Below are 12,567 nucleotides of genomic sequence, written 5' to 3' on the forward strand. Positions count from 1 at the left end.
TATTGCGGGGGCTATTTTTATGCTTATTATAAATTATTCAAATCTAACACATCAGTCATATCAAACAAACCATGCGATTTATTTTCAATCCATTTGGCTGCACGCACTGCCCCATTCGCAAATGTCATACGACTAGACGCTTTATGGGAAATTTCCACTCGTTCACCAATATCAGCAAACCACACCGTATGTTCACCTACCACATCACTGGCACGAATAGTGGAAAAGCCAATTTCATCACGTTTACGTTCGCCTGTAATACCTTCTCGAGCAAAAACACCATGGGTTTTCAAATCACGCCCCAGCGTTTTAGCAATATGTTCGCCCATGGATAACGCCGTACCTGACGGTGCATCCACTTTATGGCGATGGTGGGCTTCAATAATTTCAATATCGCAATAATCCCCCATCACTTTGGCTGCTTTTTCTAATAATTTAAAGACTAAATTTACACCCACGCTATAATTGGAAGCAAACACAATCCCGATTTTTTCAGATGCCTGCTGAATAGCTTGTTTACCTTCAGCATCAAACCCCGTTGTACCGATAATCATATTTTTATGATTCTCTGTACAAACTTTTAAATGTGCTAAGGTTCCTTCTGGGCGAGTAAAATCAATCAATATATCAAAATGATTAACTTGATGTTCTAATTTATCTTCAACTTTAATACCTAAATTACCGACACCAGCTAATTCACCCGCATCAGCTCCAATTAATGATGAACCCTCGCGTTCAAAAGCAGCACCTAATTCGACTCCATCTGCTAAATGTACCGCTTGAATTAATTGACGCCCCATTCTACCGCCAGCACCTACAATACCGATTTTTAATGTCATGATGAAATTCCTTCTTTTTATGTTTGTAATGTCGTTTCATTATAATAAAAAAAACACCAATAATCCGTGATTATTGGTGTTTTTATGTAACAAATTAGAAATTATGCACGTTTAAAATCAATATGTGCCAATTTTGGTTTGAAGGGATGGCGTTGCATTGCTTGTACTTTTACTGCCACATCTTTTCCATCAATAACCAATGTAATCACATCAGAATAAAAATTGTCGTGTGCTTGTGCATTGTTTAATTCATCGTGGTTTAATACGATAGAAACAGGGGCTTCACTACCACCGTAAACGATAGCAGGGATTTGACCATTACGACGCAGACGGCGGCTCGCACCCGTACCTTGCGTTTGACGAACTTCAGCGTTAAATTTAAATGCCATGTTAATGTTCTCTATATAAAATTGTTTAAAGACAGAAATCGTAGGCGACCCAACGATTCCCCATAATTCGCTCAAAATGTATTTTGAGAGGGCGTATTATAATGAATTTCCTACAAAAATCAAATGTTCTGGTGGTTTTCTTTTTAGTCAAAAATAAAACCACGGTAAAAAATGCGAATTATTTACAAATTTATCTATGTGAAAAAATTGTTAAGTTATTCTAAATGATAATAGTTGCCATTGGTTTTTCTTTTTAAATTAATGACTTATGCAAAAATAAATGTTGCAATTCTCATTTGGGTGGTTATAATAACAACAATTGATATCTTCCACTTTAATTTTTTACAAGGAAAATGAAAAATGTTAAACCAAGCTATTACAACTAAATTGAATGAACAAATCAATTTAGAATTCTTTTCATCTAATACTTATTTACAAATGAGTGCATGGTGTTCAAATAAAGGTTATGAAGGTGCTGCTGCATTTTTCTTACGCCATGCCGATGAAGAAATGGAACATATGCAAAAATTATTCGACTATGTCAGCGAAACAGGTGGATTACCTCTTTTAGGTAAAATTGAAGCTCCACGTACTGAATATGCTACATTACGTGAAGTGTTAGAAGTGGCTTTTGAACACGAAAAACATGTGACAGCAAAAATCAATGAATTAGTTGAAGTCACTTTTGCCAACAAAGACTACTCTACTTTCAACTTCTTGCAATGGTATGTGGCAGAACAACATGAAGAAGAAACGCTGTTTGGTGGTGTAATTGATAAATTTGATATTTTAGGCAATGATGGCAAAGCAATCTATTTAATTGATAAAGAATTATTAACTCTAGAATAAAAGGAAAAACAATGTTAGCTAAACAAATTATTGAATTATTGAATGCTCAAATGAATTTGGAATTTTATTCTTCCAATCTTTATTTGCAAATGAGTGCATGGTGCGATCAAAAAGGTTATGTCGGTGCAGCGAAATTCTTACGCGAGCATGCGTCTGAAGAAATGGAACATATGCGTAAACTTTTCACTTACCTAAATGAAACGGGGGCAGGTGCCCAAATTTCTGATATTGAAGAAGTGACGCACGAATATAAATCATTGCGTGAAGTGATTGAATTAACTTTTGTTCATGAAAAATTGATTACCAGCAAAATCAATGAATTAGTTGGGGCAACTTTTGAAGCAAAAGATTACTCTGCGTTTAATTTTTTACAATGGTATGTGGCAGAACAGCACGAAGAAGAAAAATTATTTGGTAGTATCCTAGATAAATTCAATATTTTAGGTGAAGATGGTAAATCTATCTTCTTGATTGATAAAGATCTTGCCGCATTATCTAGTGCAAATTAGACATTAAAGCAATAGGACAAGCAGCTGATGACCTAAAGTTATCAGCTTTTTTATCGCTTGTGCTTATTGATAATATTGATAGGTTTTATAGCCAAAAGCGACAAGCAAAATTACAAACATAATAATGATTTGAATAAGACGTTTTTTGGTTAATTTTTCTGCGGGCATAATTTTTCTTCTTAATTTTATATTTTAATGCTATTATTTTTGAGTTAGATCAATTTTATCATAAAATTTGAGGCAGAATGAGTATTTTATCATCAGAACCACGCATGGGGCGCCGTATTCAATCTGGCGGTTGTGCTATTCATTGTCAAGATTGCAGTATTAGTCAATTATGCATTCCTTTTACCCTTAATGCTCACGAGTTAGATCAACTTGATAATATCATCGAGCGTAAAAAGCCTATTCAAAAATCTCAATTATTATTTAAAGCTGGAGATGAACTAGTGTCATTGTATGCTATTCGTTCTGGCACCATCAAATCTTATACTATTAATGAAGCCGGTGAAGAACAAATTACATCATTTCATCTACCCGGTGATTTAGTGGGATTTGATGCCATTATGAATATGCGTCATCCAAGTTTTGCTCAAGCATTAGAAACGGCAATGGTATGTGAAATTCCCTTTGATGTACTCAATGATCTTTCCGGTAAAATGCCGAAATTACGCCAACAGATTATGCGTTTAATGAGTAGTGAAATTAAAAGCGATCAAGAAATGATTTTGTTATTATCTAAAATGAATGCGGAAGAACGTTTAGCGGCTTTTATTTATAATTTATCCAAACGTTATTCTGCCCGTGGTTTCTCACCAAGAGAATTTCGTTTAACCATGACGCGTGGCGATATTGGCAATTATCTGGGATTAACAGTGGAAACTATTAGCCGTTTACTTGGTCGTTTCCAAAAGCTGGGAATTTTAGTGGTACAAGGTAAATATATTACGATTAATAGCCTACCTGAATTAACTGAAATTGCAGGTATCCACCGTACCAAGATTGCTTTTGAGTAGAAAATTTGTAAATTGTATAAAATTTTGTTGCATAGATCACATTTTTAACTCGTCTCGCTTGTTATTTAATGTAATCCGCACTATGCTATTCGCATTCGGAGATAGATAAAATCAAACTGTAAAAATGGAGGTTATGATGAAATTCAACAATATTCTCGTTATTCTTAACCCAGAAAATGAAAAACAATACAGCTTAGCTCGTGCCGTTCGTTTAGTTAAAGAACAGAAAAGCGAATTTCCTGTTAATATTACTGTTTTCTTACCCGTCTATGATCTTTCTTATGAAATGTCAGCTCTACTTTCCGCTGATGAACGCGAAGAAATGCACCAAACCGTGGTTGAGCAACGTCAAAAAGATGTCCTCCCCTATTTAGAAAAATACACCGATCCAATGATTATATTTCACTCACGAGTGGTTTGGTCAAGTAATGAATCCGAAGCTATCGTTGCTGAAATTGAAGCTAATCATTATGATTTGGTAATTAAATATACCAAAGAAGAAGAGAGTTTAACCTCTCTCTTTGTCACCCCAATGGATTGGCAATTATTACGTAAATGTCCTACCCCATTATTAATGGTACGTGACGGTGACTGGAAACATCAAAGACGTATTCTTGTAGCGGTCAACGTATCCGGTGATGAAGAATATCACGATATTTTTAATAAAGAACTTGTTTCGCTCAGTATGGACTTAGCTGATCAATTAGAACGTGGTAACGTACATTTAGTCAGTGCCTATCCTCCGACACCTATGAATATGGCGATTGATTTACCAGAATTTCATTCAAGTGAATATATTAACGGTGTACGTGGTCAACACTTAATTAACATGAAAGCCTTACGCCAACATTTTGGTATTGCGGAAGATCATACGCACGTTTATGAGGGTTTTCCAGAAGAAGTGATTCCACAAGTTGCCAACGATATTGAGGCAGAATTAGTGATTTTAGGTACAGTTGGACGAACTGGACTTTCTGCTGCACTACTTGGTAATACCGCAGAACATGTTATTAGCAAATTGAAATGTAATTTACTAGCGATTAAACCGACTAAAAAAGTATAATCTTGTAAATTGCACCAAACACAATAAAAGTGCGGTGAAAAATAACCGCACTTTTTTATTTTAGATAATCCAAACAGTAAACTCTTATGACAGAAATAATCCAAAAACTCGATCCTGATACCGCTATAGATATTGCCTATGATATTTTCCTTGAAATGGCAGGGGAAAATTTAGATCCTGCTGATATTCTTTTATTTAACCTACAATTTGAAGATCGTGGTGCGGTAGAATTTGTGGAAACCGCTGATGACTGGGAACAAGAAATCGGTGTGCTGATTGACCCCGAAGAATATGCCGAAGTGTGGATTGGTTTAGTCAATGAACAAGATGAAATGAATGATATTTTTGCAAAATTTTTAATCTCACATCGTGCAGATGATCGTGAATATCATATTATCTGGAAAAAATAATGTACCCAAATAACGATAGCTTAAAAAACTTAAAACTCGGTCAAAAAACGGAATATTGTGCCATTTATGACCGCACTTTACTGCAACCCGTGCCACGTTCACTTAACCGTGATAGTCTTGGTATTACGCAACAACAGCCTTTTTCATTCGGTGCAGATATTTGGACGGCTTATGAAATCTCTTGGCTAAACCCTAAAGGTTTGCCACAGGTTGCCATTGCAGATATAGAAATTGATTACCGCTCACAAAATTTAATTGAATCAAAAAGTTTTAAACTCTATTTAAATAGCTTTAACCAAACTAAATTTGCTTCTTTTGAACAAGTACAAAATACTATTCAACAGGATTTGGCTCAATGTGCTGATGGTGATGTCAAAGTGCGGTTGAATTCTCTCGAATTTTATAACCAACAAAAGCTTGACGATTTTATTGGCGAATGTATTGATTATCAAGATATTGAAGTCACCGATTATGCTTTTGATGCCCATTATTTGCAGGACTGTACAAATAATACATATGTAGAAGAAACATTAGTCAGTCATTTACTTAAATCAAATTGCTTAATTACCAGCCAACCGGACTGGGGTTCAGTACAAATTCATTATGTTGGAAAGCAAATTAATCGAGAAAAATTATTACGCTATTTAATCTCATTTCGTCAACATAATGAATTTCATGAACAATGTGTAGAGCGGATTTTTAATGATTTGATGCATTACGCGCAACCACAAAAATTAACCGTATATGCGCGTTATACGCGTCGTGGTGGTTTAGATATTAATCCGTTCCGTTCAAATTTTGAAACTATACCCAATAACCAACGTTTAGCAAGGCAATAACATGAATCAAGTTTATTATATTAATCCGAAAGGCAGTATGGATCAACTTTCGCATATTGAAGTATGTCAATTGACCAAACAAGCCCGTTCACCACTCTATCAGCTTTATCGGAATTGCACTTTAGCGGTACTAAACTCTGGTGCCGTGACTGATGATAGCCGAGCCTTATTAGCAAAATATGATAATTTTGATATTAATTTAGTGGCAAGAGAACGTGGAATTTCCTTAGAATTACATAATCCTCCTGAAACTGCTTTTGTCGATGACGTAATGATTAGTAATATTCAATATCATTCTTTTGCGGTATTACGTGATATTTTATTTGTTAACAGTATGATTTCAAACACCAATTTAAACAATCATCTGACTAGCGAACAAACCACTAATTTAGTGTTTGGTATGTTACGCAATGCCAAAGCCCTAATTGTAGGTGAGAAGCCAAATTTAGTGGTTTGTTGGGGCGGTCATTCTATTAGTGAGGCGGAATATCAATACTGTCGTGCAGTAGGAACTGAACTTGGCTTACGTGAGTTAAATATTATTACTGGTTGTGGTACGGGTGTTATGGAAGCACCCATGAAAGGGGCAGCGATTGGGCATGCAAACCAACGTTATAAAAATAGCCGTTTTATCGGTATAACTGAGCCATCTATTATTGCATCAGAACCGCCTAATCCAATTGTTAATGAATTAATTATCATGCCAGATATTGAAAAACGCCTAGAAGCCTTTGTTCGCATGGGACATGGTATTATCATTTTCGCTGGTGGACCGGGGACATTTGAAGAATTTATGTTTATTTTAGGTATAAAACTCAATCCTAAAAATCAAGCACAAACTTTGCCATTGATCCTCACTGGACCAAAAGAAAGCCAAGGTTATTTTGATGCCATTGATCGTTTTGTTAAAGAAACGCTTGGCGAACAAGCTCAAGCGCTTTATCAAATCATTATAGATGATCCTGTGACGGTGTCACGCCATATGAAATCTGCCATGACGAAAATTCAGCAACAACGTTTTGAAAAAGGTGATAGTTACAGCTTTAACTGGTCGCTAGAAATTGATCAAGAATTTCAAAAACCATTTATTCCAACCCATGAGAATATGGCGAATTTGAATCTTCATCTTAATCAAAGTGCGGTGAATTTAGTGGCAAATTTACGCCGTGCTTTTTCGGGTATCGTGGCTGGTAATATTAAAGCCGATACGCAAGATAAAATTGCGAGCTTAGGGAAATTTAAGTTAAACGGTGATCAACAATTAATGACTAAAATCGATCGATTATTACAAGACTTTATCGAACAGCATCGTATGAAATTGCCAACCGGTGATGCTTACGAGCCTTGTTATGAAATTATTAAATAGGAAGCCAAAACATGATGAAACGTATTGAGCAATTATTCGCCAATAACCACAGTTGGGCATTGCGAATGCAAGAAGAAAATTCGCTCTATTTCAAAGAATTAGCTGAGCATCAAACACCACATTATTTATGGATAGGCTGTTCTGATAGCCGTGTTCCAGCAGAAAAACTGACGAATTTAGAACCGGGCGAATTGTTTGTACATCGTAATGTAGCAAATCAGGTTATTCATACCGATCTCAACTGCCTTTCAGTAGTGCAATATGCAGTAGATGTGTTGAATATTGAGCATATTATTATCTGCGGTCACACCAATTGCGGGGGGATTAAGGCCGCAATGACTAATCAAGATCTCGGCTTAATTAATAACTGGTTATTACATATTCGTGATATTTGGTTTAAACACAGCCACTTGCTAGGTAATCTCTCCCCGGAGAAAAGAGCTGATATGCTGACTAAAATCAATGTTGCAGAACAAGTTTATAATCTTGGACGTTCTTCTATTATTCAATCAGCTTGGGAGCGTGGTGCCAAACTTTCTTTACATGGTTGGGTTTATGACGTAAATGATGGTTTCTTAGTAGATCAAGGGGTATTAGCTACGAGCCGAGAGAGTTTAGAAATATCTTATCGTAACGCTATTGCACGCTTGCTAACGCTGGATGAGAATAATATTCTGGAAAAGAAATCAGTTCCACAATATTAATTAATAAATGCTCTGATGCCAAAAGATTAAACTATTAAAATATATAACACTGATTGATAGCAATATTGGCAAAATTTGACTGATTTTAGATAGTTCAGCTAGGCATCAAACTTACCAAAAAATCATCTTATAATTGATGAAAATTAAAGCAAATAAGCATAAATCAACAATTTATGCTTGCAACCATGTTAGATAACCGTATAATGCAACACAAGATTTAGTGCTTGCCAGTGTGGCGAAATCGGTAGACGCAGCGGATTCAAAATCCGCCGCCCTTAAAAGCGTGTCGGTTCGAGTCCGACCACTGGCACCAAATTACAAGAAACCACGTTGTTACGTGGTTTTTTTTCGTCTTACGTTTTGTTATTTTATCTTACTTTTAAGACGGGCGAAACCTGATACCGCAAGGCTTTACACCTTAATGATGTTCTTTCGTATTCTTATGCGTTAGCGTTTTGCCTTACGTTGACAACCGCAAATAATAAGGGTACAAATAAGGGTACAAGTTTAAGGGTATAGAAAAAATAGTAATTTTGTACCCTTATTTTTTCCTAGAGCCTTTTAGTATAAGGCTTGAACGGTTATTTATTTTTTGAGATTTTGAGCAAATGGCACGATTAACTAAACCTTTAACTAATACCGAAGTTATTAACACAAAGCCAAAGGATAAAAATTATAAACTTTCAGAAGGTGGCGGATTATTTTTACTGATAAAAAACAATGGCATTAAAAATTGGCGTATGAGATACAAACGACCAATAACCAAAAAAGAAAATGAAGTTAGTTTAGGTAATTTCCCCGAAGTATCACTACAGCAAGCACGAAAACAGCGTGATGAATTTCTGGCGTTGCTGGCGGAAAATATCGACCCTTTAGAATACCGCAAGGAACAAGAGCTAGCAGAAATAAGAAAGGCAGAGAATACTTTTAAAATAATCTGTTCAAAGTGGTTTAATGATGTTTACCCTAGCAAAGCAAGCAACCCCGATACTATAGCGAAGAACTGGCAGAGATTAGAAAAGCACGTACTACCCTTTATCGGTGATCTACCGCTGGCGGATATTAAGCCTAGAATTTTGCTTGAGCTATATCAAAAAATAGGGGCTGGCAATACGTTAGACAAATTACACCGACTTATTAAAAGCACCATGGATTACGGCATAAAGTTAGGCGTTATAGAATTTCATAATTGCAACATAGCCAAAGATGATTTTATTACCCCGATAGCAAAGAACCACCCTAGCATTATGCCTTATGAATTACCTAAGCTAATAGACTTAATGAATAACGCCTACACCGCTCACAGAATTGAGCCTAACACGTTCTACGCTTTCAATTTGAGCTTGCTCACTGGTTTAAGGCAGGGGGAAGTTACCAAGCTAGAATGGCGGTTTATTGATAATGAATTATTAATAGTCCCTAGTTATGTACTGAAACAGACACGGAAATTAAAAGAACAACCACGAGATCACATTATCCCCTTATCTACGCAAGCGAAACGGCTACTAGAAACGATTAAACAGATTAACGGCACGAGTGCTTTTATCTTTGCCAAAGTACGCAACAGAACCGCACCCATGAGCCGTGAAAGCGTCGCCAAAGCATTAAAGGAAATATTACAAGGAACAGACCTACAAGGCAGACAAAACGCCCATGGCTTACGCTCAATCTTTAGGACTTATTTAACTCAAATTGGCGTTGATGTGGTGGTGGCAGAATTGGCACTAGCTCACCTATCTACAGGGAAAGGCAAGATACAGGCAATTTATGACCGTTACGAATATTTAGACGAACGCAAGCAAGCATTGCAACAATGGGGCGACTATTGCGAGCAGTGCGGAATGATAACAGGCTAATCACTTCCACCACCAAAGCCAACAACCTAACCCTAGCCAGTTTTTTATTTAAATCTGGCTTTATATTCTATTTTAATATAAAAAATTAATTTCCCTTACTATCCTATTTTATAATGTTTTTTTTCATTTTTTATCCCCTTATCCCCGTTTTACCTTATTTATATCTATTTTTCTTTTAGAAAAGAAAGAGATATAAAAAGGGGATAAGGACGGGGATAAGACGGGGATAAATCTAAATTAAAGCACAAAAATAATGCTACATCAGATTATATTACATACAAAATTATAAATAACTTTTAGTTATATAGATAATTTCTAGCGTTTTAATGACTACTTAAATTTTAAAGCTGCTGATTTTTAGGGAATGTATAAAACAAAGCCCCATGGGGTGGGTAAAAAGTTCAGATGAAAAGGTTCAAATACCGCCATTGGAACTTCATTTAATCGCTATTCCAGTTTTTCTAGGCATTTTTATACGGCGAAAGTACAATTAGACAACCTCACAAAACTTCACATTAGCTTACCTTAAAACAAAAAGAATTAGGGTATCCGCAAAAATTGGATACCCCTAACAAATTAAAAAATAAACAGGCACCACAGATTCCACCAACAGGAATATAAAAATAATCACAACAAAACCCCTTTATACAGTATTCCACTGTATCTAAATTTGATTTAAAATAAGACAGAATTAAACAGCGTATTACTACGCAATGAATATAAGTGCGACTAGGTGCGGATTAATTACTGATCTGCCCCCCAAAAGTTGGATACAAACCAACTGATTAAAGGGCAGATTTTTATGACTAAATATCACGCACAATTCAAATTTGAAGTGATTCAGTTCCATCTGAATACTTCTCATTCTTTAACCAAAACAAGTCAGCATTTCCAAATTCCAGTGTCAATCATAAAAGATTGGCTCGCTAAATATACGCATTCAGGCACGTCTGCATTGCATAATCAGTCCACTTGGAAACAATATACTGCAGATGAAAAATTCCATATCATCACGCCTGTATTATCGGGTGAAATGAGCATCCGAGAAGCAGCTTTAAAGGCGAATCTTCCCACTCACAGTGTAGTGGTAAATTGGTTGAAACGTTTTAAAGAACAAGGTATAACAGGACTTGAACCCAAACCTAAAGGACGAAAAGCGATGAAAACATTGATTAAGCCTAAAAAAATGAAAGCGCCACAAACAGAGCTTGAAAAATTACAAGCGGAAAACTATCACTTAAAATTGGAGAATATCTATCTAAAAAAGCTGGCGGAGCTAGAACAAAAAGAGAAAAAGCGAAAATCATCAATGAGTTAAGAGAGTTGGGGGCATTAGATATTTTGCTGGATATTGCCCAACTGGCTCGGAGTACTTTCTACGATAATCTGAACAAGCCAGATAATCCCGATAAGGCTTTAAAAGCAAAAATTAAACGTATTTTTATCAAAAATGAAGGACGTTATGGTTATCGCCGAATCACATTAGCCTTGCGTAAAAAAAGAATTGTCGTCAATCATAAAAAAGTCGCAAAATTGATGAAAGAACTGGGTTTAAAAGGGGAAAGAAAGCCAAAACGTAAATATCAAAGTTATCAAGGAAATATTGGGAAAATCGCCCCAAATCTACTTGAACGCAACTTTACGGCAAGCAAACCCAATGAAAAATGGGGAACGGATATTAGCGAGTTTAAATGCCGTAATGAAAAGCTCTATCTCTCGCCGATTAAGGACTTCTACAATGGTGAAATCATCGCTTATGACCTGAGCCGTAGCCCTAATTGGGCACAAATAGACAGAATGCTAGAGCAAGCCGTTAAAAAACTCAAACCTGAAGATAAGCCTATCTTACATTCAGACCAAGGTTGGCAATATCAACATCTTAGCTATCGTAAACGATTAGAAAAGCATAATATTTTGCAAAGTATGAGCCGAAAAGGTAACTGTATTGATAATGCGGCAACGGAAAGTTTTTTTGGATGATTAAAAGAAGAATGTTATTATGGCAAGCAGTTTGAAAGTATTGAGCAACTGGAGCAAACTATCCACGATTATATTGCTTACTACAATAACGAACGCATCCAAACTAAATTAAAAGGACTAAGCCCTGTGCAATACAGAACTCAGTCCTTAAATACTTAAACTAAACCGTCCGGTTTTTGGGGTTCAGATCAGTTACGTGTTTTTTTTTCGTCTAGTATATTCTGGCATAGTAGATAAAATCAACAACAAAAAAGCGTAGAATATTCTACGCTTTCCCATATTATTTAATAATTTTCAAATGTGATGCCGATTTATTATCTATTTTCTTTACTTTATTTACATTAGTTTTTGGTTTATCCACAATATTTTGGAAATTAGTTGGTTGTTCAATTTGTGAAGCCTGATCTAGTTCATCATAAATCTTTTCAGGTTCAAACATCACACCATCACCATTCTCACGTGCATAAATAGCTAATGCAGCTCCCATTGGGATATACACATCTCTTGGCACGCCTTGAAAACGAGCATTAAATTCAATTGCGGTATTACCTAAAGATAACGCTCCAACTGCCCCAGATGAAATATTTAACACGATCTGACCATCTTTCACATATTCTTGTGGCACTACTACCCCATTATAGGTTGCATCCACCACTAAATAAGGTGTGAAACTATTATCAACTAACCAGTCATAATAAGCTCTTAATAAATAAGGGCGTTTAGGGGCCGATTTATATTCCATTACCA

12 protein-coding genes, 1 tRNA gene and 1 pseudogene are annotated in these 12,567 nt (G+C 35.9%); 11 read left to right on the plus strand and 3 right to left on the minus strand.

Annotated elements, in window-relative coordinates:
* Positions 1 to 26 precede the first annotated feature (26 nt).
* Both dapB and rplY read right to left on the minus strand, forming a co-directional pair.
* Positions 27 to 839: a 4-hydroxy-tetrahydrodipicolinate reductase gene (gene dapB, locus O1Q79_RS04015; RefSeq protein WP_386693074.1), complete on the minus strand. Its 813-nt coding sequence runs from the start codon at positions 837 to 839 to the stop codon at positions 27 to 29.
* Between the two features lie 101 nt (positions 840 to 940).
* Positions 941 to 1,228 (minus strand): 50S ribosomal protein L25, encoded by a 288-nt coding sequence (gene rplY, locus O1Q79_RS04020; RefSeq protein WP_386693075.1) that lies wholly within the window; start codon positions 1,226 to 1,228, stop codon positions 941 to 943.
* A 360-nt stretch (positions 1,229 to 1,588) separates the two neighbouring features.
* On the opposite strand from rplY, the gene ftnA (O1Q79_RS04025) reads away from it, so the two are divergent.
* The 11 genes and pseudogenes from ftnA (O1Q79_RS04025) to O1Q79_RS04075 all read left to right on the plus strand — a co-directional run bounded on the left by ftnA (O1Q79_RS04025) (position 1,589) and on the right by O1Q79_RS04075 (position 11,979).
* Positions 1,589 to 2,077, plus strand: a complete 489-nt coding sequence (gene ftnA, locus O1Q79_RS04025; RefSeq protein ID WP_132302519.1) for a non-heme ferritin — start codon at positions 1,589 to 1,591, stop codon at positions 2,075 to 2,077.
* Between the two features lie 11 nt (positions 2,078 to 2,088).
* Positions 2,089 to 2,586: a non-heme ferritin gene (gene ftnA, locus O1Q79_RS04030; RefSeq protein ID WP_386693077.1), complete on the plus strand. Its 498-nt coding sequence runs from the start codon at positions 2,089 to 2,091 to the stop codon at positions 2,584 to 2,586.
* A 245-nt stretch (positions 2,587 to 2,831) separates the two neighbouring features.
* Positions 2,832 to 3,602, plus strand: a complete 771-nt coding sequence (locus O1Q79_RS04035; protein WP_386693078.1) for an FNR family transcription factor — start codon at positions 2,832 to 2,834, stop codon at positions 3,600 to 3,602.
* Positions 3,603 to 3,738: 136 nt separating this feature from the next.
* Entirely contained in the window at positions 3,739 to 4,665 is a 927-nt protein-coding gene (uspE, locus tag O1Q79_RS04040) for a universal stress protein UspE (RefSeq protein WP_386693346.1), read from the plus strand.
* Between the two features lie 86 nt (positions 4,666 to 4,751).
* Complete coding sequence (locus tag O1Q79_RS04045) at positions 4,752 to 5,075, plus strand: HI1450 family dsDNA-mimic protein (protein WP_386693079.1); 324 nt, start codon at positions 4,752 to 4,754, stop codon at positions 5,073 to 5,075.
* A complete protein-coding gene (queF, locus tag O1Q79_RS04050; RefSeq protein ID WP_386693080.1) occupies positions 5,075 to 5,914 on the plus strand; it encodes an NADPH-dependent 7-cyano-7-deazaguanine reductase QueF in 840 nt (279 codons plus the stop codon). The genes O1Q79_RS04045 and queF overlap by 1 nt, the downstream gene beginning before the upstream one ends.
* A gap of 1 nt (position 5,915) precedes the next feature.
* Entirely contained in the window at positions 5,916 to 7,280 is a 1,365-nt protein-coding gene (gene ppnN, locus O1Q79_RS04055; protein ID WP_132302514.1) for a nucleotide 5'-monophosphate nucleosidase PpnN, read from the plus strand.
* Between the two features lie 14 nt (positions 7,281 to 7,294).
* Entirely contained in the window at positions 7,295 to 7,984 is a 690-nt protein-coding gene (gene can, locus O1Q79_RS04060; RefSeq protein WP_132302552.1) for a carbonate dehydratase, read from the plus strand.
* Between the two features lie 226 nt (positions 7,985 to 8,210).
* Positions 8,211 to 8,297 (plus strand) — tRNA-Leu (locus O1Q79_RS04065).
* A gap of 295 nt (positions 8,298 to 8,592) precedes the next feature.
* Positions 8,593 to 9,840, plus strand: coding sequence for a tyrosine-type recombinase/integrase (locus O1Q79_RS04070; protein WP_386693082.1), 1,248 nt, complete (start codon positions 8,593 to 8,595; stop codon positions 9,838 to 9,840).
* An 802-nt stretch (positions 9,841 to 10,642) separates the two neighbouring features.
* A pseudogene (locus tag O1Q79_RS04075) lies at positions 10,643 to 11,979 on the plus strand (IS3 family transposase).
* 121 nt (positions 11,980 to 12,100) lie between these two features.
* On the opposite strand, the gene O1Q79_RS04080 reads toward O1Q79_RS04075, so the two are convergent.
* Positions 12,101 to 12,562 carry a ClpXP protease specificity-enhancing factor gene (locus tag O1Q79_RS04080; protein ID WP_386693084.1) on the minus strand — a complete coding sequence of 154 codons (462 nt, stop codon included), beginning with the start codon at positions 12,560 to 12,562 and terminating at the stop codon, positions 12,101 to 12,103.
* Between the last annotated feature and the right edge of the window lie 5 nt (positions 12,563 to 12,567).

This window comes from Lonepinella sp. MS14434, assembly GCF_042468235.1.
Lineage (GTDB): Bacteria > Pseudomonadota > Gammaproteobacteria > Enterobacterales > Pasteurellaceae > Lonepinella.